The organism is Pseudomonas sp. TNT2022 ID1044, from assembly GCF_028656895.1.
GTDB lineage: Bacteria > Pseudomonadota > Gammaproteobacteria > Pseudomonadales > Pseudomonadaceae > Aquipseudomonas > Aquipseudomonas reinekei.
Genome location: NZ_JAMDHB010000010.1, coordinates 360,687 through 383,858 on the forward strand (window position 1 = coordinate 360,687; position 23,172 = coordinate 383,858).

19 protein-coding genes are annotated in these 23,172 nt (G+C 58.5%); 12 read left to right on the plus strand and 7 right to left on the minus strand.

The window, feature by feature from the left end; genetic code table 11:
• Positions 1-51 precede the first annotated feature (51 nt).
• The 5 genes from M5G20_RS16565 to M5G20_RS16585 all read right to left on the minus strand — a co-directional run bounded on the left by M5G20_RS16565 (position 52) and on the right by M5G20_RS16585 (position 7,958).
• Positions 52-687 carry a lysoplasmalogenase gene (locus M5G20_RS16565; RefSeq protein WP_273919956.1) on the minus strand — a complete coding sequence of 212 codons (636 nt, stop codon included), beginning with the start codon at positions 685-687 and terminating at the stop codon, positions 52-54.
• 2 nt (positions 688-689) lie between these two features.
• Positions 690-1,082, minus strand: coding sequence for a protease inhibitor I42 family protein (locus M5G20_RS16570; RefSeq protein WP_150732014.1), 393 nt, complete (start codon positions 1,080-1,082; stop codon positions 690-692).
• 218 nt (positions 1,083-1,300) lie between these two features.
• The gene (lon, locus tag M5G20_RS16575) at positions 1,301-3,718 is read right to left on the minus strand and encodes an endopeptidase La (protein ID WP_273919957.1); all 2,418 of its coding nucleotides are present in this window, start codon (positions 3,716-3,718) and stop codon (positions 1,301-1,303) included.
• A 237-nt stretch (positions 3,719-3,955) separates the two neighbouring features.
• Positions 3,956-6,364 (minus strand): glucose/quinate/shikimate family membrane-bound PQQ-dependent dehydrogenase, encoded by a 2,409-nt coding sequence (locus M5G20_RS16580; RefSeq protein WP_273919958.1) that lies wholly within the window; start codon positions 6,362-6,364, stop codon positions 3,956-3,958.
• A gap of 211 nt (positions 6,365-6,575) precedes the next feature.
• On the minus strand, positions 6,576-7,958 hold the full coding sequence (locus M5G20_RS16585; protein WP_273919959.1) for a carbohydrate porin: 1,383 nt from the start codon (positions 7,956-7,958) through the stop codon (positions 6,576-6,578).
• A gap of 315 nt (positions 7,959-8,273) precedes the next feature.
• Here M5G20_RS16585 and M5G20_RS16590 point away from each other — a divergent pair, with 315 nt between their 5' ends.
• The gene (locus tag M5G20_RS16590; RefSeq protein WP_007975135.1) at positions 8,274-8,504 is read left to right on the plus strand and encodes a VF530 family DNA-binding protein; all 231 of its coding nucleotides are present in this window, start codon (positions 8,274-8,276) and stop codon (positions 8,502-8,504) included.
• A gap of 20 nt (positions 8,505-8,524) precedes the next feature.
• Positions 8,525-9,139 carry a Pr6Pr family membrane protein gene (locus tag M5G20_RS16595; protein WP_443218305.1) on the plus strand — a complete coding sequence of 205 codons (615 nt, stop codon included), beginning with the start codon at positions 8,525-8,527 and terminating at the stop codon, positions 9,137-9,139.
• A gap of 39 nt (positions 9,140-9,178) precedes the next feature.
• Here M5G20_RS16595 and M5G20_RS16600 read toward each other — a convergent pair whose 3' ends face one another.
• Entirely contained in the window at positions 9,179-9,964 is a 786-nt protein-coding gene (locus M5G20_RS16600) for a siderophore-interacting protein (RefSeq protein ID WP_273919962.1), read from the minus strand.
• Positions 9,957-10,535: a PadR family transcriptional regulator gene (locus tag M5G20_RS16605; RefSeq protein WP_273919963.1), complete on the minus strand. Its 579-nt coding sequence runs from the start codon at positions 10,533-10,535 to the stop codon at positions 9,957-9,959. The genes M5G20_RS16600 and M5G20_RS16605 overlap by 8 nt, the downstream gene beginning before the upstream one ends.
• A gap of 471 nt (positions 10,536-11,006) precedes the next feature.
• On the opposite strand from M5G20_RS16605, the gene M5G20_RS16610 reads away from it, so the two are divergent.
• From M5G20_RS16610 to M5G20_RS16655, 10 genes are all read left to right on the plus strand, one after another.
• Positions 11,007-11,495, plus strand: coding sequence for a CS1 type fimbrial major subunit (locus M5G20_RS16610; protein ID WP_273919964.1), 489 nt, complete (start codon positions 11,007-11,009; stop codon positions 11,493-11,495).
• 95 nt (positions 11,496-11,590) lie between these two features.
• Positions 11,591-14,113, plus strand: a complete 2,523-nt coding sequence (locus M5G20_RS16615) for a CS1-pili formation C-terminal domain-containing protein (RefSeq protein WP_273919966.1) — start codon at positions 11,591-11,593, stop codon at positions 14,111-14,113.
• Between the two features lie 86 nt (positions 14,114-14,199).
• Entirely contained in the window at positions 14,200-14,940 is a 741-nt protein-coding gene (locus M5G20_RS16620; protein WP_273919967.1) for a molecular chaperone, read from the plus strand.
• A gap of 98 nt (positions 14,941-15,038) precedes the next feature.
• On the plus strand, positions 15,039-15,527 hold the full coding sequence (locus tag M5G20_RS16625) for a CS1 type fimbrial major subunit (RefSeq protein WP_273919968.1): 489 nt from the start codon (positions 15,039-15,041) through the stop codon (positions 15,525-15,527).
• 652 nt (positions 15,528-16,179) lie between these two features.
• Entirely contained in the window at positions 16,180-16,848 is a 669-nt protein-coding gene (locus M5G20_RS30155; protein ID WP_337994298.1) for a hypothetical protein, read from the plus strand.
• A 453-nt stretch (positions 16,849-17,301) separates the two neighbouring features.
• Entirely contained in the window at positions 17,302-17,790 is a 489-nt protein-coding gene (locus tag M5G20_RS16635) for a CS1 type fimbrial major subunit (RefSeq protein ID WP_273919969.1), read from the plus strand.
• Positions 17,791-17,896: 106 nt separating this feature from the next.
• Entirely contained in the window at positions 17,897-20,419 is a 2,523-nt protein-coding gene (locus M5G20_RS16640) for a CS1-pili formation C-terminal domain-containing protein (RefSeq protein ID WP_273919970.1), read from the plus strand.
• A 42-nt stretch (positions 20,420-20,461) separates the two neighbouring features.
• Entirely contained in the window at positions 20,462-21,712 is a 1,251-nt protein-coding gene (locus tag M5G20_RS16645; protein WP_273919971.1) for a hypothetical protein, read from the plus strand.
• Positions 21,713-21,771: 59 nt separating this feature from the next.
• On the plus strand, positions 21,772-22,515 hold the full coding sequence (locus M5G20_RS16650) for a molecular chaperone (RefSeq protein ID WP_273919972.1): 744 nt from the start codon (positions 21,772-21,774) through the stop codon (positions 22,513-22,515).
• Between the two features lie 62 nt (positions 22,516-22,577).
• Positions 22,578-23,075 carry a CS1 type fimbrial major subunit gene (locus tag M5G20_RS16655; protein ID WP_273919973.1) on the plus strand — a complete coding sequence of 166 codons (498 nt, stop codon included), beginning with the start codon at positions 22,578-22,580 and terminating at the stop codon, positions 23,073-23,075.
• Positions 23,076-23,172: the final 97 nt, after the last annotated feature.

The window sequence follows — 23,172 nt, forward strand, 5'->3', positions numbered from 1 at the left end:
TCCCACAGGTTGATCATCGTTCCTGTGGGAGCGAGCCTGCTCGCGATAGGGTCAACGCGGTTGCTGAGTGAACGCGGAGGCCGTGATACCCCATTGCCCCAGCCAATAACTGAGGATGATCACATAGGGCGCCGCATCAAACGGCATCACAAACCGACTGATGCCAATCACGCTATCAGAAAACACAAACGCCACTGCGCCAGCGGCCGCCAGCAATGCCGAACGCTTGGGCACGTCGGTGCCGAGTCGCGCCAGCGCACGCCAAAGCATGGCGCTGATCGCCAGGCCGTAAACAATCACCGGGATCAGCAGCGGCCCGAGTCCGTGGGAGATCAGAATCCCCAGCAGCACGGCGCCAACGCCAAGGGCCAGAATCAGCGGGAGCACGGCCAGACGTCGACAATCGCTCAAGTACGCTTTCAGGTAAGCCAAATGGGCAACCAGAAACGCCCCCAGCCCAAACACAAACAAATCCCCTGGCCATGCCAGCAGCACATCGCCGAGCAGGGAGAAGATCAATCCAAGACTGATCCAGCGCCGGTATTCGCCGGGTGGCGCGTCGTGCAGCCAGCCGAGCAGCGCAAGCACGGGCAGCGGTTTGACCAGCAGGCACAGCAGCGAGGCGTGCACGCTCAGCCCGTAGAGAAAAGTCACCGCGCCCATCAGCGCCAGGATCAGCCAGCCCATGATCAGTTGACCGAGATTGCGCAGTCGAAGGAGTCCACCGGCAGCACTTCCGGCGCCCACGGTTGTTGCGAGGTCAGGCGCAGACGTCCGGTGCCGGCGGCAAAGGCTTGAAAACGCCAGGTTGATACACCCGCAGCGCCCACGACACCGGCGTCTTCGGGGTTGCGGTAAACCTCTGGGCCCAGCGGACGCAATACGCCGCCAGCCGAATCCTGGATCGTCCAGCGGTAGCCGGTGGTGGGGTTGCTTGGCAAGGTCAGGATCAGATTTTGCCCGTTGGTGAGTTTCACCGGGCATGCGCTTTGTTTTTCCACAGTCACGTTGTGCTTTGGTTGCGTGGCGCAAGCGGCCAGCAAGGCGAGGGCGAGGGGGAGAAACAGGCGAGTGGGGGACATAAGGTCAGTGGCTCCGGCGTTCACGACGAACGGCGAGCATAACCGAGATGAGACAAATTGTGACAGCGACTGAAGGCGGCGGTGTCAGGGCTGACGCCATCGCTGGCAAGCCAGCTCCCACAGTGGTTGTGTGTCGATCGAAAAATATGTGAACGACCCAAAACCACTGTAGGAGCTGGCTTGCCAGCGATAGCGTCGGTGCAGACGCTACTGATCTGTCAGAACAACACCTTCGCCACATCCGCAAAGCGCTTGGCGAAGTGCACCGCAATGCCTTCCTTCAGATACTCCGGCAACTCCTCGAAATTCCCCCGGTTAGCCTCCGGCAAAATCAGCTCGAAAATCTTCTGCCGCCGCGCTGCAATGACCTTCTCGCGCACCCCGCCGATCGGCAGTACATGCCCGGTCAACGTCAGCTCACCGGTCATCGCCACGCCTTTTTTCGGCGCCTGATTGCGGGCCAGGGAGAGCAGGGCGCTGGCCATGGTCACACCGGCGCTCGGGCCGTCTTTCGGCGTCGCGCCTTCCGGTACGTGCAAGTGCACGAAGGCTTCGTCGAAGAACTTCGGATCACCGCCAAACGACTTCAGATTAGAGCTGACGTAGCTGTAGGCAATCTCCGCAGATTCCTTCATCACATCGCCCAACTGTCCGGTGAGCTTGAAGCCACGGTTGAGCGTATGGATGCGCGTCGCTTCGATCGGCAAGGTCGCGCCGCCCATGCTGGTCCAGGCCAGCCCGGTGATCACGCCCGTTCCCGACAACACTTGTTCGTTACGGAACACCGGTTTGCCGAGTGACGGTTCGAGGTCTTTCGGGCCGAGCTTGATCACCGATTTCGGTTCGTCGAGCAGCTTCATCACCGCCTTGCGCACCAGTTTGCCGAGGTTTTTCTCCAGCTGACGCACGCCGGCTTCACGGGCATAGCCGTCGATCAAGGCTTTGAGCGCGGTGTCGCTGATGGTCAGGCTGCCTTTCGATACGCCGGCCTTCTCAAGTTGTTTCGGCCACAGGTGACGCTTGGCGATGGCGACTTTTTCTTCGGTGATGTAGCCCGACAGGCGAATCACTTCCATCCGGTCCAGCAATGGGCCGGGGATAGAGTCCAGGGTGTTGGCGGTGCAGATGAACAGCACTTTCGACAGGTCCATGCGCAGATCGAGGTAGTGGTCGAGGAATTCGACGTTCTGCTCCGGATCAAGGGTTTCCAGCAGCGCCGAGGCCGGGTCGCCCTGGTAGCTCTGGCCCATCTTGTCGATTTCGTCGAGCATGATCACCGGGTTCATCACTTCGACGTCTTTCAACGCCTGCACCAGTTTGCCCGGCTGCGCGCCGATGTAGGTGCGACGGTGGCCCTTGATCTCCGCTTCGTCGCGCATGCCGCCGAGGCTGAAGCGGTAGAACGGCCGTCCCAGGGATTCGGCGATGGATTTGCCGACGCTGGTTTTACCCACACCCGGTGGCCCCACCAGCAACACGATGGAACCGCTGATCTCGCCTTTATAGGCACCGACCGCGAGGAATTCGAGGATGCGGTCCTTGATGTCGTCGAGGCCCGCGTGGTGTTTGTCCAGCACCTTGCGCGCGTGCTTGAGGTCGAGTTTGTCCTCGCCATACACGCCCCACGGTACCGAGGTCGCCCAGTCGATGTAATTGCGGGTGACCGCATACTCCGGCGAGCCTGTCTCGAGGATCGACAGCTTGTTCATTTCCTCTTCGAGGCGTTTCTGCACCTGCGCCGGCAGGACTTTGCCCTCCAGCCGCTGTTCGAATTGTTCGAGGTCGGCGCTGCGGTCGTCCTTGGTCAGTCCCAGTTCCTGCTGGATGACCTTGAGTTGTTCCTTGAGGAAGAACTCGCGCTGGTGCTCGCCGATCTTGCGGTTCACTTCGGCGGAGATTTCTTTTTGCAGGCGCGCGACTTCGACTTCCTTGCGCAGCATCGGCAGGACTTTTTCCATGCGCTTGAGCATCGGCACGCAGTCGAGCACTTCCTGCAATTCGCTGCCAGTGGCCGAGGTGAGGGCGGCGGCGAAGTCGGTCAGCGGCGACGGGTCGTTGGGGCTGAAGCGGTTGAGATAGTTCTTCAGCTCTTCGCTGTACAGCGGGTTGAGCGGCAGCAATTCCTTGATCGCATTGATCAGCGCCATGCCGTAGGCCTTGACCTCGTCGGTCGGCTCCGTGGGCTGGTGCGGGTATTCGACCTCCACCAGGTACGGCGGGCGATGGTGCTTGAGCCAGGTCTTGAGGCGGACGCGGGTCAGGCCCTGGGCAACGAACTGCAATTTGCCGTTTTCGCGGCTGGCGTGGTGCACCTTGACCAGCGTGCCGTACAGCGGCAGGGCCGAGGTGTCGAAGTGGCGCGGGTCTTCCTGGGGCGTGTCCATGTAGAACAGGGCCAGGGAGTGGTGATCGGACTTGCTGACCAGGTCGAGGGTCTCGGCCCACGGTTCTTCATTGACGATGACCGGCAGCACTTGGGCCGGGAAGAACGGTCGGTTGTGGATCGGGATGATGTAGACCTTGTCCGGCAGGTTCTGGCCGGGCAGGGCAAGGCCTTTGCCGGTCGAGTGGTGGGTGGCGTTTTCTGGATCGGCGTATTCGCTCGGGTCTTCGGGAAATGCTTGCTGGTCGCTCATGGGGCACCTGCGCAATGGGGTATGGGTCTTAGATGGGGCAGGTTGGCGGTGGTTTCAATGATGCGTTGGCGTTAATGAATCATTCGAAGGTGTGTTCAGTAGACAGACAGGTTAGCTGAACCATGGCCGTGCACGGTCAAATGTGGGAGCGGGCTCGCGCCCACAGTTTGTTCCGCGCAGGCAATAAAAAAGGCGACACCTGTGAGGGCGTCGCCTTTGTTTTACTGCCGTTACAACTTACTCGGACAGTTTGTACGCAATCACGTAGTCACCCTGTTTGGTGCCCAGCGAGCCATGACCGCCGGCGACGACGAGCACGTATTGCTTGCCGTCCTTGCCGGTGTAGGTCATCGGTGTGGTTTGCGCGCCGGCTGGCAGGCGGCCTTCCCACAGTTGCTTGCCGTTTTTCACGTCGTAGGCGCGCAGGTACTGGTCGAGGGTACCGCTGAGGAAACCGACGCCACTGGCGGTGGTGAAAGTGCCGCCCAGGCTTGGCACGCCCATGCTCAGCGGGATCGGAACCGGCGAGCTGTCGCGCACGGTGCCGTTCTTGTGCTTCCAGAGCACCTGGTGGTTGGTCAGGTCGATTGCGGCCACATAACCCCACGCTGGTGCCTGGCACGGCAGGCCCATTGGCGACAGCAGCGCTTCGAGGACTACGCCGTATGGCGCGCCTTTGTTCGGCTGCACGCCTTCGGTTTCGCTTTTGCGCGGGCCTTGAGCGGCGATTTCAGCGGCCGGGATCATTTTCGATTTGAACGCCATGTAGCTTGGGTTCACGAAAGCGATCTGACGCACCGGGTCAACCGAGATACCACCCCAGTCGAACACACCGAAGTTCCCTGGATACACAATCGAACCCTGCAGCGATGGCGGCGTGAACGGGCCGTCGTAGCGCATGGATTTGAAATCGATCCGGCAGATCAATTGGTCGAACGGCGTAACGCCCCACATGTCGCGCTCTTGCAGCGGCGGCGGCATCAGGTTCAGGTCCGACTTCGGTTGGGTCGGCGAGGTGTGATCGCCTTCCACCGCGCCTTGCGGCACCGGCACTTCATTGATCGGCACGATGGCCTGGCCGGTGCTGCGGTCCAGCACGTAGATGCTGCCTTGCTTGGTGGAGGCCAGTACCGCTTGCTTGACGCCGTCAGCGGTTTTCAGGTCCATCAGGGTCGGCTGGCCACCCACGTCCATGTCCCACAGATCATGGTGGGTGAACTGGAAGTGCCAACGCACCTTGCCGGTGGCGATGTCCAGAGCGGTCAGGCCAGCGGCATGCAGTTCCGATTCAGGGGTGCGAAAACCACCGAACTGGTCCGGGGTCTGGTTGCCCATCGGCAGGTAGAGCATGCCGAGTTTTTCATCGACGGCGAACATGGACCACATGTTCGGCGAGTTGCGGGTGTAGACCTTGCCTTCGGCAATCGGCGTGGTGTCGTCCGGGTTGCCGCTGTCCCAGTTCCACACCAGTTTGCCGGTGTGTACGTCGAACGCGCGGATGACGCCGCTTGGCTCGTCGGTGGAAACGTTGTCGGTGACGTGACCGCCAATCACCACCAGGTCCTTGGTGACCGCAGGTGGCGAAGTGGAGTAGTAACCACCGGCGGTGAAGCCACCGATGTTGGCGCGCAAGTCGACCTGGCCCTTGTCGCCGAAGTCTTCGCACATCTTGCCGGTGTCGGCGTTGAGGGCGATCAGGCGGGTGTCGGCGGTCGGCAGGAAGATCCGGCGCGGGCAGACACTGGCCACCGGAGCGCTGGCGTTGCCGGTCGGGCTCTGTTCGGTGGCGTACACCGCGTCATCGTGATACGTCACGCCACGGCAGGTCATGTGCGCCCAACCCTTGAAGTTCTCCGCGTTCTGCGTGGAGAGCTTCGGATCGAAACGCCAGATTTCCTTGCCGGTGTCCGGGTCCAGGGCAATCACCTGGCTGTGCGGCGTGCACACGTAGAGCATGCCGTTGACTTTCAGCGGGGTATTTTCGGCAGTGGTTTCGCCCGGGTCGTTCGGCCCTGGCAGGTCGCCGGTGCGATAGGACCAGGCTTCAACCAGCTTGTGCACGTTCTGCGGGGTGATCTGCGCCAGTGGCGAGTAACGGTCACCGTGGGCACTGCGGCCGTAGGAGTTCCAGTCGCCATCCGGCATGGCCGGGGCGGTGTTGGTCATGCCGGGTACGCTGTCGCGGTCCAGTTGGCCCTTGATCTCACCTGGGTTGGTGAACTGGCTGGCCAGTGCCGTCACGCCAGCGAGCACCACGGCCACGCTCAGCGCGCCAGTGCCCATCGGTGCGGCACCGTCACGCAGCAGCGGACGACGGAACCAGGGCAGCAGCATCACCAGGCCCAAGGCAAACAGCATTGCCAGGCGCGGCACCAGTTGCCACCAGTCGAGGCCGACTTCCCACAGCGCCCACACGGTGCTGGCGAACAGCACCAATGCGTACAGGCCCAGTGCGGCACGGCGTGCCAGCAACATCAGGATGCCGGTCAGCGCCAGGCCGATACCGGCCAGCAGGTAGTACAGCGAGCCGCCGAGCATGCTCAGCTTGATCCCCCCGGCCAGCATGGCCAGGCCCATTAGCAGAAGCAGTATGCCAAGCAAGCTTGGCAACAAACGGCTTCGACCCAAGGCACTATCAGTGCTCATAGTGTGATTCTCCGTGACGTTTCAAGTAGTCCCGCGCAAGTTCACTGTAGATGACGATCGTGTGCGGGCAGGGTTCAGATAAAAAACGGTTGGTTGATAACCCCCTGTAGGAGCCGGCTTGCTGGCGATGGCGGTGTATCAATCAACATTGATGTGTCAGATAGACCGCCATCGCTGGCAAGCCAGCTCCTACAGGGTTTTGTGGTGTTGGTTAGAACGATGACTGGATCTTGATCCCGCCAATCAGCGCGTCATCAACATCGTTCACGCCACCGGGGTGGCGGATGTATTGCAGGTTCGGGCGCACGGTCAGCCAATTGGTGACGTGCACGCCGTAATAGAGTTCGGCGCTGTATTCGGTGTCTTGCGGCGGCAGGAACGCCGGGTCGTCGTAGTCGAAAACCGCGCGGGCCTGGTTGGTTGCCTCGGCATTCTTGCGGTACGCCGGGTTGACGTGCACGCGGGCCATGGCGAAACCGATGTCGTCCTTGGCGCGGGCGTCAAACAGGCCTTTGTAGACGACACCGGCCTGGACATAGTTGTCGATGGCGTTGGTCTTCTTGTCGTGCATCGTGCCGTTGGCGAACACACTCAGGCCGCGGGAATGGTCGCTGGCGATGCTGGTGATTTGCTGCTGAATACCGAGCCACACACCGTGTTTGCTTGACGCACTGCGATAAGCCTCGCCACTCAGGGCGGCGGGCTGGCCGTTGCTGTCCTTGTAGGCGTCGGTGGCGTTGGCGTTGCTGTAGTAATAACCGGCGCGGTATTCACCCGGCAGGCCGTTGAGCTTCGGCGTCCACACCAGTTCCACCGGCAGGATCGCGCCCTCGGTGCCGCTGCCGCTGAGCTTGAAGCCGTTGTCGCGATCAAGGTTCGACGGGTTCTGCTCGTATACGCCGACCTGCGCGTACAGCTCTGGCGTCAGGTGATACTTGACCCGCATCGCCCATTGGCTGACCGGCCAGTTGTACCAGATGCCGCCGACCCAGTTGCCGACCTGGGAACCGCAGAACGCCAGGTTCTGGAAGTCGCAGGGGAAACTGTTGAAGTCTTCACCCTCACCGAAGCGGCCGACCTTGATGTCGAGTTGCTGATTGAAGAATTTCTGCTGATACCACATCTGCGTCAGACGCCAGGTCTGGCCGCGCCCCCAGACTTCCTGGGCCGAAGTGAAACCACCGACACGCGGGTCGTTGATGCGGTCGTTGCTGATGTTGTTGCCACTGCGTTCGGTGATGGTCAGCTGAAATTCAGCGTCGTGCCAGCCGAGGATCTTTTGCAAGTCCAGATGGCTGCCCAGCGCAAACTGGTCGCTGTAGCGCGCGGTACGGTCGTGATCGTAGCCACCGTGCAGATTGCTGCCCATTTCGCCGGTGTAATCGAGGTTGAACTCGTAGCCTTTTTCCGCCAGTTCCGTACGTGTGCCGTTCCAGTCACCGAGCATCCACGCAGAATCGCTATCGAAAGCCGGGGCAGCCTGGGCGCAAGTGGCCAGGCCCAGTGCGGCGCACCCGCCAAGGAGTTTCAGGACTTTTCGGCAGGCGATCGGGATAGAGACAGCGCTGTCTTGCAACAATGGGAAATCAGGCATAGAAGGAAATTCTTGATCTTTTTCTGTGGGATGAACGTAAAAGCAGACGTGAAGCGGGTTAGCAAAAGCGTTTCAGCTAGAGCGGGCGCAAGGATAATGTTCTGTTACAAATAGAGAAAGGTCTTTTACTGACATGCATCCTTTCAGTTTTTGTAACAGTGGCAAAAGATCGCAGCCTGCAGCCGCGCATTTCCAATGCAGACGGCGATCGTTCAGGCTTCACCTACATTTAACCAGAGCACAGATCGCTTCCCCCCAACGGAGCCCTCGGCTAAGGTGCGCGACTTCCCATCCCCACATCGCTGAAGGCCCGGCATGACCGAACACAACATTGACCCGCTGCACGGCGTCACCCTGGAGCAAATCCTCAATGCCCTGGTCGAGCACTACGAGTGGTCCGGGCTGGCCGAGCGCATCGATATCCGCTGCTTCAAGAGTGATCCGAGCATCAAGTCGAGCCTGACGTTTTTGCGTAAAACCCCATGGGCGCGGGAGAAGGTCGAGCGCTTGTACGTGAAGTTGATGCGCACCAAGCGACCGCTCTGAACATGCTCAACGCGCCTGCCATGCGACGTCGATTTGTGGCCGTGGCTGCCATCCTCGGCTGGGTCGGTTTGAGCATCCAGATGTACTTGATCTTTCATTCGCGCTGGACCTTGGGCGCGAGTCTGTTGGGTGGGCTGATGAGCTTCTTCAGCTATTTCACCGTGCTGAGCAATACGCTGGTGGCCACCGTGCTGACCTGTGAATTGACGTCTCGCGAGTCGGCTGCGCGCCGCTGGTTCTTGCAGCCGTGGGTCAGCAGTGGCATCGCCGTGAGCATCGTTGTGGTTGGGTTGGCGTACAGCCTGTTGCTGCGCCATCTGTGGCATCCCGAAGGCTGGCAATGGCTGGCCGACGAACTGCTGCATGACGTGATGCCCGTGCTGTTTCTGGTGTATTGGTTTTGCTGCGTGCCCAAGGGGTCTTTGCGTTTGCGCCATATCGCCCTGTGGGTGATTTATCCACTGGTGTACTTCGGCTATGCGCTGTTGCGCGGGCATTTTCTGGCGGTTTACCCGTACCCGTTCATAGATGTGGATAAGCTGGGTTATCCACAGGTGTTTATCAATGCCGGGGGGTTGTTGGCGGGGTTTGTGGTGATTGCGTTGGTGCTGATCGGGTTAGACCGACGTCGTTAACCCTGCAGGAGCCAGCAAGCCGGCTCCTGCAGTGATGGGTCATTCCTCCGGGGTGTCATCCAGCCGCCAGTAGCCCACGGCTTTGACGAACTGGTCATCCAGCCCATGGTCATCGAGCAACACCCGGCGGATCTGCCGCGATACCTTGGTCTCCGTCGCGATCCACGCGTACAGGCTGCCGGCCGGAACATCGATCTGCCGCACGGTGTTCAGCAGATGGTCCTGGCCACCCTCGCGCAGTACCCAGATCACACTGACCTCGGCGGCGCTTTCCAGCACTTGCTGTTCCTTGCCGTTTTCCACTTCGATGATCACCAGCGCACGGCGGTTGGCTGCCAGGCCTTCGAGGCGCCGGGCAATGGCGGGCAGGGCGGTTTCATCGCCGATCAGCAGATAGCTGTCGAAGATGTCTGGCACGATCATCGAACCCCGTGGCCCGCCGATGTGCAGGAACTGCCCGGGTTTGGCCTGCTCGGCCCAGGTCGAGGCAGGGCCGTCGCCGTGCAGGACAAAGTCGATGTCCAGCTCCAGGGTGTCCAGGTCGTAGCGGCGCGGAGTGTAGTCGCGCATGGCCGGCATCGGGCCGTTGTCCTTGCCAGCGCCGAGTACCAGGGTGTCCATTGCCGCCTGTTCCGCCGCGTTCTGCGGGAACAGCAGTTTGACGTGGTCGTCGGTGCCGAGGCTGACGAAGCCCGCAAGCTCTGGCCCGCCCAGGGTAATCCGGCGCATGCGTGGCGTCAGGTCGACGACCCGCAGCACCTCAAGGCGGCGGCGCTTGATCTGGTGCATGACGCGGTGAATGGCTTGCGTGTTCACTTCAGTCATTCGCTTTCTCCTGGGTAACTTGAACGGCGGGCCCGTCGACAATGGCTTTGGCGGTGTCGTTGAGCAGTGCAGCGACACGCTGGATTTCTTCGGCGCTCCAGCGCCCGTGGTGCAGTTGCAGCGCGTGACGCAGGTTGTGCACGGCTTCGTGAATTTCCGGCGGGCGATCATGGCCGCGCAAGGAGCGTTTGCTGACATCGATGCGCACCCGCACCCCTTCAAGGGCGACGGCTTGTTCGGCCAGGGACTGACGTCCGGCGTCTGTCACGCTGTAGCGCTTTTTCCCGCCTTCAGCGTCGCCCAGGATCATTTCGCTTTCTTCGAGAAAGGTCAGGGTCGGGTAGATCACGCCGGGGCTTGGACTGTAGGCGCCATCGAACATGCCTTCGATCTGGCGGATCAGGTCGTAGCCGTGGCACGGCTGTTCGGCGATCAATGCCAGCAGCAGCAATTTGAGGTCGCCGGGGGCAAATACCCGGGGGCCGCGCCCACCCCGTTCGCGGCCAGGGCGTTTTTCGAAGCCGTCGCGGCCGTCGCCGAATCCCCGGTGGGATAAATGATGGTCTCTCATTTTTTCGTTCTCTCGTCGTATTTAGATACAACTTAAGATATATCTTAAGGCTGTGCAAGAAAGCCCGACCAGCGGTCGGCGACTTCGGGCCAGACAACGCGCGACGTTTTTTCATTGAGCTATTGCCCATTATTAAATGGCTGTGGCCTGGCTTGGGAGGGTTGTAAGCGTTTTTTTTATGAAGTCTGTCATGTCATTCATATGTTTTAATTTATTTCTTTTGAAATGTCTTAAATTGAATGTTGTTTATTGTGGTTGTTGCTGTTTGTGATTTTTTATTTTCCTTCTTGATTGCTTCTATGTGGCTACGTGTGAAGTCGATTTTTCCTACTTACTTTGCACTTTATTTAAATGATCATCTGCGCCGCTAAAGTTGAGAGACAGGTTTTAACTTCCTTGAATGGGTTGTTGATAAACATTCCTGTTTTAACTTTTTTGCGAAACCATTCTTTTAATAACAGGTACGTAAGCATGTTCAAGAAAATCGCCTTCGCAGCTTCCATGGTTGTTGTTTCTTTGAGTTCTGCCGTGGCATTCGCTGCTGAAGAGTCGCGCAGTTCCATCCAAATCAGTGCCAGCATTCCGAGCAAGGTTTTCCACGCTCAGCCGCGGGACCCGAACTTCGGTAAAGACGAAAAAATGAACTATGTCCTGGCGACTGGGGAATTGACCGCGTTGCGCGCGCTGTATGACGTCAGGCACACCTCCGGCGGTATCGGTGCTTACATCGAAGGTGGGCCGCAGGCATTGCATAACGGTGCCAACAACATTCCACTGACGTACACGTTCAATGGCGTCACCCTGACAGGCGCATCTCAGGAAGTGGTCACCGAGGCTGCAGCAGCGGGTGGTATCTCAGCCGACCTGGTCATCACGGCGGCGAAACCGGGCGACACCCAGAATGGCGAATACAGCGCAACGCCCGTACTGATCTTTGATGCCCTCGCCAAGGCATCGTAATAAAACGCCGTAGTTTTATTTAAGTTATCGGTCGGCGAGTGACGTTCTGCTCGTCGATCCTGGTTTGATACATTTTCTTTTAGAGTATTAAGTTCATGTTCCCGATGACGCCCATCGCGATGGCGCTCGCTCTTGTTTTTTGCGCAAACGCTTTGGCCGTGCCAGTGAATAGCGGCCTGACTCCCCGAAGTTTGCTGGCTCAGTCCAAGGGCTTGCCCCGTGAATTCGAAGAGCACTTCTTTGATGTTCCGTTAGCGGTCCGCGTGGAACTTGATCAACAGTTTCTCGGTGAGGCGATGGTGGTGTTAAGTCGCGACGATCGCGTCACCCTCGTTGACTTTACCGAAGTCAGTGACAGCAAGATCAAGTCTGTCGAGCGAGATACCTGGTCGACCTACCTGACGCAAGGAATAGCGCTTGGCGCCTGCCAAACCAAATGCCCGGAGCAGTTGCTCGCCGTGTACTACAGCCTTGAAAACTCAATGCTGTCGATCCTCACGGAAAACGCCGAGCGTGACGATCAGGCACGACGCTTCTACCACTTGCCGCAGGGCGGCAGCAGCGGCCTGATTGTGCGCAATCAACTGAACCTCAACGGCGGTCAGAACCAGGACCTGGGCGGGCGCTACGGCCTGCAAGCCAGCAGCAGCCTGGGCCACTGGACCCAGTCAGTCAACCTGCAACTGTCCCGGACCGGTGGCATCGACAGTCAGGTCAATCACGCCGTGCATGACCTCTATGCCCAGCGCGAACTGGAGGGCAACTTTCTGCGTCTGGGCTACTTCACCCCGACCTCCGAAGGGCTGACCCGCCAGCCACGTACATTCGGTGCGAGTCCGGATACGGCATTGGGTGTCATGTATGGCAGCTCCGACAGCCTGGTGATTAATAACCCGAAGCCGTCGATATATCCGATCTACGTGACCGCCAACCGCCAGGGTTCGGTGGAAATCTACCGCGACGGCTTGTTGATCAATACGCAAGCGGTTCCAGCCGGATTACAAACGCTGGATACGCGTCCGCTGCCGGGTGGCATTTATGAGGTCGAAGTGCGACTGGTCGTAGATGGCCAGACCACCTCCAGCGCTCAGGAGTTGGTCTACAAGCCGAACAACTGGCGCAACCATGACGAGCGCTGGCGCTACAACCTGTTCACCGGACGTGAATCCAGTTTGCTCAGCAACTGGGACAGGCAGGCTGACGGCGGTATGGTCGCCGGTGCGGCGTTCAACTTCCTGCTGCACCCGCGAGTGATCCTCGGCATGAGCGGTCGACAGGTACGCGACACCCTGCAATACGGCACATCGATCGACTGGACAGTCATCAATAATGCCAGCCTTTTCGCCAATATCTACCAGACCGAAGACTACGGAACCGGCCTCGATTTGCAGGGTTTGTACGCTTATGGACGGGGCAGCCTTGTCGCCAGCCATAATCGTAGCTGGCTCGACACGACGCGACTCTACGACACCTTGCCTGACGGCACGCGGTTGCGGCAGCGTAATGTGTTTGTCGGCCAGACCCGTCACTCATCGTTGGCGGTCAATCACCGGCTCACCCAAAAAAGCTCGGTCAATGCCCGGGTCTCCCATAGCCAGGGCAATACCGTGGGCACGGGCGTGGATCTGGGCTGGACTCAGCGCACTCAACTGTTTGGCAATGATGCCAACTGGCGCTTTTCACTGTTCGATCGACCGGGCAGCTATAGCTCGGGGAACAACCGGGATCGTGGGGTCGACGTCAGTCTTAACCTCGCCTTGGGCGGGCCGGGAGAACAACTGACCGGCAGCCTGGGTTCGCGCACTGCACGAAACGGCGGCGGCGATCACCATGCCTCGCTGACCTATCGCAAAAACCTTCAGGATCACCTTCTGCAAAGTGTCTCGGCCACGGCGACCACTGACACCTATGGCGTGGGTTTGTCTGCGATGGCGACGATGCATTCGGACCTGGTCAGTGGCGATGGTTTCCTCCAGCGCTCCTCCTACAACAATGACGTGACAGGCGGCCTCAATCTGGACAGCACCGTGGCGATCGGTGCGCGGAAAATGGTCATGACCAGCCAGGCCCACCGTGATGGTGCGGGCATGATCATCGACGTGGAATCGGACATCGACGGCATCACCCTGCGTGCCGACGACTTGAGCGGCGGCAGTGCAGTACTGCGACCAGGTCGCAACTTTGTGCCGCTCACGGCTTTTAAAAGCAGCGCGGTGAACTTCGATTTCGAAGGCAATCATGTGCCCGCCGCGAGCATCCAGCCGCCACGCTCCAGCTATCACCTGAACAAGGGAGGCGTGGAGTATCGCAAGATCACCATCAGCAAAACCGTCACCGTGCTCGGTCGCCTGATTGACCCTGAGGGCAGGCCGCTCAAAGGTCATCACATCATCAATCACGCCAGTCGCGGCGTGAGTGAAGTCGATGGTTTTTTCTCCATGGAAATGAACGCCGGTTCACCCACGCTCGAAGTGCGTTCCGGTGATCAGTTGCTCTGCCGGTTCCGACTCGACCCGAACAATGCTCGTCGGGAAAACGATGTGCTGATGATCGGTGATTTGCGCTGCTCGCCGAAGACGTTGGCCGATGCAAATTCCAAGTCTGAGAAACCCGGTTGAGGCGCCGTTGGAGTCAGTGGATGCACCGCTGATCCAGGCCTTCATCGGACCGGATTCGGCTGAATTTAATATTGAGGGGGTACGTCATGAAACGTCTGTTGGCAATGTTCGGCTTTTCGCTGTTTTCTCACGTGGCCCAGGCCGCGCCGCAAATCAATGTCGGGGTGGTTTACGATTATCTGGATGGCGATAAAAGCTCTTATTTGAAACGCATATTCAATGGGGGCGACAGCACGGCTTTCGTCAAAATCAATATTCTGGAAATCATCTATGACGCCGATGGCAACGCCAGGGAAATTCCGTTGGTCAATCAAACCGACGGCACTTCGCGCGATGGCTTGATGGCCAGCCCGGCGCGATTGATTGTGCCGGCCAATGGTCTGCAGGGCAGCCGATTGCTGTACTTGGGGGCGCGCGAGAAAGAACGTTATTTTCGCGTGCGTTTTGTGCCCGTCGTGCCAGAAAGGGAAGATGAATTTGCCATCTCGGCAGAAGAACGTGACGACTATAAAAAGAGCCTGTCGGCCGGGGTCAACGTACTTGCCGGTTATGGCACGGTGTTCTTCGTCCGGCCCAAGGAGACCCGTTTTGACAGCGTGAGCGAGAACGAGGCAGGGCAATACCGGATCCGCAACAACGGTAACAGCGTGGTGGTGATCGACGAGTTCAAAAATTGCTCGATCAAGAGCGCGCACGACTGCCTGCCCACTACCAAACATCACATTCTGGCCGGTCGGACTTTTCAGTTCGAAAAACAACCAGGCCGTCACTACCGTTTCACCATGATTGAAGGAAGCAAAAGCCAAAACCTGGATATCAAGGGTTGAGTCCGGTTTAGCGTATTTATCAGTTGCTGTCCTGAAATCTCATATCGGCGTTGGCTTCTTTGTTTGCAGCATTGAAGTGCAAGTAACAGGTGAAAGTCATGTTTGAGAAATGGATAACCGTCACCTCGACGGTGTGTCTGACGCTGTCCAGTATTTGCGCATACGCCGTTGTGGAACGCGAAACTTTCGAAGTGTCTGTTTCTATTCCGACCGCGGAGTTTCATGTATTGCCGGTGGACCCGGGCTGGATGGGGCATGAGCAGAAGCTGCACTGGAATCTGGCGACGGATGAACTGGGTTCGCTGCGTAAACAATTCGACGTCAAGAACACTAACGGTGCAATTGTCGCTCGATTGAGTGAAGAGCCCTATATCAGCAACGGCCGGGAGGTCGACAACATTGCGCTCGCCGTCATGTTCAATCGAATAAAACTCACGGTGGACAATGCCCAGGTGATTGCGGCGTCAGAGGCAAATGTTGGCAAGCGCGTGGAGTTATTGATTGCCGCGGTCAAGCCGGATGCTGGTTATAAGCCCGGAGACTATTACGGCAGTGTGCATATGATTTTTGAGGCCCTCGCTCCTTGATGCCTCAGGGGTAATCGCGTGGCGCTTATTACGCTCTATTGAAATTCCAGGTCAATTCAAAATGAAGTTATTTTTTTCGCCGGGAACGATGACTGCGCTCTCGTTGGCGGGTGGCTTGCTGGCCGGGTTGTATACGTCGCCAGTGGCAGCAGTGGTACAGGAAATCAGCGCGAAGTTCGTGCCTGATCCGTCAAGTCCGTTGGTCAACAAATTTATCAACACGACGCCACAGACCGGCGTGTGCCCAAATTTTATACCTGCCCGATGTGCGCAATTAGACATCTTCAGCCTGCGAGTGCCCGACCTGAGATTCCGCTCTGCACAGCCAATTCCGGCTGGACATACCGATCCCAGGCAGGGAGCGACCTTCAGCGTGCCATCGAGCTGGCGCCCAGTGGAAGTTGTGCACAGTCGAACAGGTGAGCGGGAGACTGTTGAAATGCGTATCGCCGGAATTGGTGGTACCTGGCATCTGGCGCATCCACCGGGAGTCAGTGCCTGGGCCACGACGCCGGGAGGCCGTTGGCGCGCGCCATGGACCCACCCAGCCGCCCCCTGTACCGGTCTCGACATTAATGCCGCCGGAGTCGCTCATGCTTTTTTCTTTTGGCTCTTTCCCGAGGGCGCGGGGGCCTGCAGCATATTGGCCTATATGGATATTCCCTGGTTCGACCACCGCGCAGTTGAATACGTCTATGAACTGCGCACGCCTAATCCTTTGACCATGTCCTCCGGCGAATATCGGGGCTCATTGACGTACACCACAGGCCCTGGTGGTGATTTCGACATGGGCGATGTGATGCTGCCAAACGACTCGGCAATCACGCTCAATTTCACCCTGAATGTCCAGCATTCGCTCAAGGTCGACATCCCGCCGGGGGGGAACCGAATCGATTTGGTGCCCCAGGGTGGCTGGCAAGCCTGGTTGAATCAGGGGCGCAAGCCTGTGCGGTTGTTCCGCGACCAGACGTTCAATGTCTCGGCGTCATCGCGCTTCAAGATGCAGCTCGAATGTCAGTATCCCGCTGGCAATACCTGCGCGTTGCGCGACAGCGAATCTGCGCAGCAGGTGCCCTTGAACATCAGCGTGAGTCTGCCAGGCGGCTTGGGGGATGCTGCCGGCCAACCGGTGCAGCGTCGTCCGTTGCGTCTGGATGGCAGTGGCACCGAGTTGTTTCAGCCGGGTTTCTACGTCGACCGCAAGCCGGGCACGCTGCACTTCGAAGTGGCCCGGGAGCATGTCGATCAGATGTTGCGCGAGGGCGGCGGGAACACTTGGTCGGGCAATGCCACGGTGATCTGGGATTCGGAAGTGCTCTGAACCCCTGGCCCTGAAGTTTCGTCAAGCGAGTGCTTCAGGGCCATCGGCCTCCTTCAAGGCCACGGATGTAAAGAGCCTGTTTTTTTGCATGTCAATGCGATGAAATTAGTGTTAACTCTCTAATGTCGGCTTTCGGGCCTTGGTTTACGGCTTGTGTAGTATTGTTCTTACGGAAGTGCTTCTACCTGGATAACCTTATTAATATTGATTATCACGACTTTGTAGTACCGTTCTTACAGTAGAACAATGCGGTTTAGTTTATTTCGCGGTTTTTCTTTCCATGGTCGTAGCACTCTGGCTACGCACTTGCAGGAACTTGCCTGCTTACTTTCCAGATAAATTGGTCGATCATCTTTCGGCGTTGAAAGTTCAGCTGGGCAAATAGCTGCTCGTGACGGTTTTGCTCTTCATGAACTTTCAGCACTTATCCTTTTTAAAGACAGGTACTGAAAGATGTTCAAGAAAATCGCGTTCGCTGCTCCTCTGGCTGTTCTGGCACTGAGTTCTTCCGCCGCGTTTGCCGCAGGTGAAGCCCGTCATTCGATCAATCTGGTAGCTGAGGTGCCGACCAACGGCTTCTACGTGGTCCCGACTGATCCTGATCTGGTCAACAAGGACCAGGACATGAGCTATCGGCCCACTACCGGCAAAATGGGTGAGGTCAACGGGCACTTTGACATGATCAACACTAACGGCTCTGTACACGCCAGTCTGGACAGCGTGCCGCAACTGTACTCCGGTTCTAACGCTATCAATCTAGCGGTGACGGTTAATGGTGTAGTCCTCACTACGTCCCCGCAAATGGTGGTCGGTGAGACCGAATCGAACGTCAACTTCCGAGCCCCAATCAATATCAAGGCTACTAGCGCCAGCATAGCGCCAGGCTCTTACACGGGTTCCGTCAACATGACGTTCGACGCTGTTCTCCCTGTTGCTATTTGAACTTGAGCTGGAGTCGTAAGCGTTTACTTTCTTAAGTAGCGTGACCGGCCGGCTTACTTGAGTTTTCCGGCCGGGTTTCAATTTTTTGCAATCAGAGTATTCGTTCATGTTCCCGATGACGCCCATCGCGGCGGCGCTTGCGCTGCTGTTATGCAGCAGTGCATTTGCGGCGCCCACTTCTGTTGATAATACACCGCGAAGTTTGCTGGCTCAGGCCAAAGGCTTGCCGGCAGAGTTCGAGGAGCATTTTTTCGACGTTCCGTTGGCGGTTCGAGTCGAGCTCGATCAGCAACCGCTTGGCGAGGCGATGATTGTGTTGACCCGCGATGATCGGGTGACACTGCTCGACTTCACCGACACCAGTGAAAGCCGTTTCGGCGCCAGCGAACGCGAGACCTGGACTGACATTCTGAACCCCGGCGTGGCGCTGGGCGCCTGCACCGGTCAATGCCCGGAACAAATGCTGGCGGTTCACTACAACCTGGAAAATTCATTGCTGTCGATCGTCACCGAAAATGCCGAGCGCGACACCGAGGCCAAGCGTTTCTACGCGCAACCGGAAGGCGGCAGCAGCGGCTTGATGGTGCGTAATCAACTCAATCTCAACGGTGGCCAGGATCAAGACCTGGGCGGCCGTTTTGGTCTGGAGGCCAGTGGTAGCCTGGGCAACTGGAGCCAGACCTTCAACATGCAACTGGCGCGTCTGGGCGGGCCGGACGACAAGACCTACCACGCCGTGCATGAGCTGTTCACCCAGCGCGAACTGGAGGGCAGTTTTTTCCGCCTGGGCTACTTCACGCCCGGCTCCGAAGGCCTGACCCGTCAGCCCCGGTCGTTTGGCACCAGTCCCGACACCACCGTGGGCGTGATGTACGGCAGCTCTGACAGCCTGGCCATCGACAATCCGAAACCCAGCGTGTACCCGGTTTATGTCACGGCCAACCGCCAGGCGTCGGTGGAGATTTTTCGCGATGGCCTGTTGCTCAACACGCAGTCGGTACCGGCCGGTTTGCAGACCCTCGACACACGACCATTGCCCGGCGGCATTTACGAAGTGGAAGTACGGCTGATCGAGGACGGTCAAATCACCTCGACCACTCAGGAATTGATCTACAAGCCGAGCAACTGGCGTAACCACGATGAGCGCTGGCGCTACAACCTGTTCGCCGGGCAGGAAAGCAAACTGTTGAGTAACTGGGATCAACAAAGCAGTGGCGATACCACGGCGGGCGCCTCGATCAACTATCTGCTGCACCCGCGGGTGATCCTCGGGCTGTCGGTGCGCCAGGAGCGGGAAAAGCTTCAGTACGGCAGCTCCATCGACTGGACCCTGGGCAACAGCACCAGTTTCTACGCCAACCTTTACCAGACCGAAGACCACGGCACCGGCGCTGACCTTCAGGGCCTGTACAACTATGGCAATGGCAGTCTGGTGGTCAGCCATAACCGCAGCTGGCTCGACACCACCAACACCTATGAAACGCTGCCCGACGGCACCCGCGTGCGCCAACGCAATGTGTTTATTGGCGAAGCCAGCAATTCGTCGCTGGCCCTCAACCACCGCATCAGCCGCAAGAATTCGCTCAACGCCCGGGTCTCCCACAGCGAGGGCAATGTCGAAGGTGTCGGTATCGACCTCGGCTGGTCTCAACGAACCCAGCTGTTTGGCAGCGATGCCAATTGGCGCCTGTCACTGTTCGACCGCCCGGGCAGCTACAGCAGTGGCGATGCACGCAATCGTGGAGTCGACCTGAGTATCAACATGGCGCTCGGGGGGCCGGGGCAGCAGATTTCCGGCAGCATCGGTAGCCGCACCGCCCGTGATGGCAGCCGTGACCACAATGCGTCGATCGGTTATCGCAAAGACCTGCAAGACCACATTTTGCAGAGCGTTTCGGTGACGGCGCTCACCGACACTTATGGCGTGGGCTTGTCGAGCCTGGCGAACTTTCGCACCGATGCCATCAATGGCGACGGGTTTATCCAGCGCTCATCGTTCAACAACAATTTCACCGGCGGTGTGAACCTCGACAGCACGCTGGTCATCGGCGGCCAGCGCATGGCGTTGACCAGCCAGCACCAGGGACGAGGCGCAGGAATGATCGTCGACGTCGAGTCCGACATCGAGGATATCGCCTTGCGTGCCGACGACCTCAGTGGCGGCAGCGCAGCCCTGCGTCCGGGGCGCAATTTCATTCCGTTGACAGCCTACAAAAACAGCTCGGTGAGTTTCGACTTCGAAGGCAATCACGTGCCGGCGGCCAGCATCGAACCGTCGCGCACCCGCTACCACCTGAACAAGGGGGGCGTGGAGTACCGCAAGGTGCGGGTGATGAAAACCCTGACCGTACTCGGACGTCTGCTCGACCCGCAGGGGCGGCCGCTCAAGGGCCATCACGTGATCAACCACGCCAGCCGCGGGGTCAGCGAAGTCGATGGCTTCTTCTCGATGGAAATGAACGCGGGCTCGCCAACCCTGGAAGTGCGTTATGCCGACCAGTTGCTGTGCCAGTTCCGCCTCGATACAGACAAACACCGCCGCGAAAACAACGTGCTGATGATCGGTGATTTGCGCTGTTCCCCAGACACCCTGGCGGACGCCACCCACAAATCCGAGACGGCGGGCTGAACGGCGCGCTGTTGAAACCCTTTTATCGGAGGTCAGGCATACATGAATGTCTCGCGTTCTTTCGTTTCACGTACCGGCCATTGGTGGTGGGGTGCTTTGCTCGCGTGTGCAGTCGCCAGCCCGGTCGAGGCGCAGGTCTCCACGATCACGGCGTCGTTCAAGCCGGATTCGGCGCACCCGCATCTCAACAAATTCACCAATACCACGCCACCCAGCGGGTACTGCGAAAGTCATCCAGAACAATGCCAAGGAGACGGTTTGTTCAGCCTGCAGGTGCCGATTCAGTTCAATTCACGTGCGCCGATCCAGGCCAATCATGCTTCCGAGCGACAGGGCGCGATGTTAAAAGCGCCGTCGCAATGGCGTGATCTGACCGTGATACATGAAGCGACCGGAGACCCCCAAACGGTGCGGATACGCATTGCCGGCATTGGCACTCGCGCCATAACCGATGACGTGAAGGACCTGGTGGGGGGCGCCGAAAACTATCAGATTGCCCACAATCGTTTGTGGGGTTCGAGTTGGGTGTACGCACCGCCGCCGTGCGGGTACACGGGCAGTGGTTTTTACAGCACCAATTTCTACGAGTTTTTCTGGACAACGCCCACGCTGGGGGCCTGTGCAAAACAGGCGAAGTACAACGTCCCGTGGTTGCGTTTCGATTACCTGGATTTCACCTACGAACTGGAGACCCCCGATCCGTTGAAGATGTCCTCGGGACACTACACCGGTTCGCTGAACTACGCCGTCGGCCCCTATGGGGATTTCGATTTTGGCGATGTGTTGATACCAAACGATTCGATGTTGACCCTCAATTTCAACCTCGACGTTCAACACACCCTCAAGGTCGACATCCCGCCCGGTGGCGAGAAAGTCCAGTTGGTCCCGGCCGGCGGTTGGCAAAGCTGGTTGCAGGCCGGGCGCAAACCCGTGCGGCTGTTCCGTGACCAGACCTTCAATATCTCGGCCAGTTCTCGATTCAAAATGTTTTTGCAGTGCTCAATCAGCGACGGACGAGTCTGCTTTATGGCTGATCGGGATTTGATACTTACCGCTCCATTGAAAGTCAGCGTGAGCTTGCCAGGTGGCTTGACTGATACCAGCGCAAGACCGGTCCAGCGTCAGGAACTGCTGACTGAAGGCGGCGCCGTGATTTTTCAGCCGGGCCACTATGTGGATCGTAAGCCGGGTACGTTGCACTTCGAACTTGAGAAACCCGATAACTTTTTTTTGCCAGGGGCTCCAAAGCACTATTTTGGCAGCGTCACCGTGATCTGGGATTCGGAAATCTGATGGGCCGCCTATCGATGGACCGCGCCTGTGTTGTGTTCAATGTCATGAGGTTCAAGGGTATGAAACGTTTGTGGTGGCTGTTGGGTTTGAGCGGGTTTTCTCTGGCGGTCCAGGCCGGTCCGCAGATCAACGTTGGAACGGTGTACGACTATCTGGAAGGCGACAAGAGCACTTACCTCAAGCGCGTGTTCAACAGCGGTGACAGCACGGCGTTCGTCAAGGTCAATATCCTGGAAATTGTCTATGACGCCGATGGCACGCACCGCGAGATACCGGTCGCAACGCAAGCCGATGGCAGCGGCCGGGATGGCCTGATGGCCAGCCCCGCACGGCTGATCGTGCCGGCCCAAGGCATGCAGGGCACACGTTTGTTGCACATGGGCGCGCGGGATACCGAGCGGTATTTCCGCGTGCGCTTCGTGCCGGTGGTGCCGGAAAAGGAAGACCAGTTCGCGATGTCGAGCGAAGAGCGCGACGCCTATAAAGAGAGTCTGTCGGCGGGGGTCAATGTGATGACCGGGTTCGGCACGGTGTTTTTTGTCCGGCCCAAGAACAGCCGCTTCGACAGCGTGATCGACGACAGCGCCGGTGTTTACCGGCTGCGCAACAACGGTAACACCGTGGTGGTGATCGATGAATTTCGCAACTGCTCATTGAAGAAAGAAACCGAGTGCGAGCCGACCACCAAGCACCACATCCTGGCGGGCAAGTCATTCGAATTCGAGAAGAAACCCGGTCGCGAATACCGCTTCAACCTGATCGAAGGCGCCGACAAGAAAACCATGCGCATTGCCAGCCAGTAACACCGCCAGAGGCGAGCCGCCCTGGAGGCTCGCCGCTTTTTTTCACGCAACAGGTAACTGAAATGATCAAGCAATCGGCCTTCGCCCTCTGTGTGGGCGTGATGACGTGTGCCCAGGTTTTCGCGGCACGGGAGGAGCGCACGTTCGAGGTGTGGGTGGATATTCCGACCCTGGGCTTTTACGTGATACCGGCCGAGTCGAACTGGATTCATCTCGAACAGAACCTGCAGTGGAACCGCAATACGTCGAAGCTCGAAGGGCTGCGCAAAAATTTCGACGTCAAGCACGACACCAGTGCGATCGAAGCGCGGCTTGACGCCGAGCCCTATCTGTTCAACGGGCGTGAAGAGCAGAACATCTATTTACGGGTCAGCTTCAACGGTCGGGAGTTGAGCCACGAGGCGACGCCGCGTGAAGTGGTGTCGGCCGCGCAGGCCATGGCAGGCGGGCGCTTTGCCCTGGAAATCCAGCCGAAAGAGCCAGCCGGTGGCTATAAGCCAGGCACTTACTACGGAACGGTCCAGCTGATGTTCAGTGCCGCGGCGCCAGCAGGTCATTGAGGTCGTAGCGAGTGATTAATATTTCAGCAACATCCACGGCGATGAAACACGGTGACTCATCCGACGCCCCTGCGCAGACGGTCGAATTTCGGGTGGC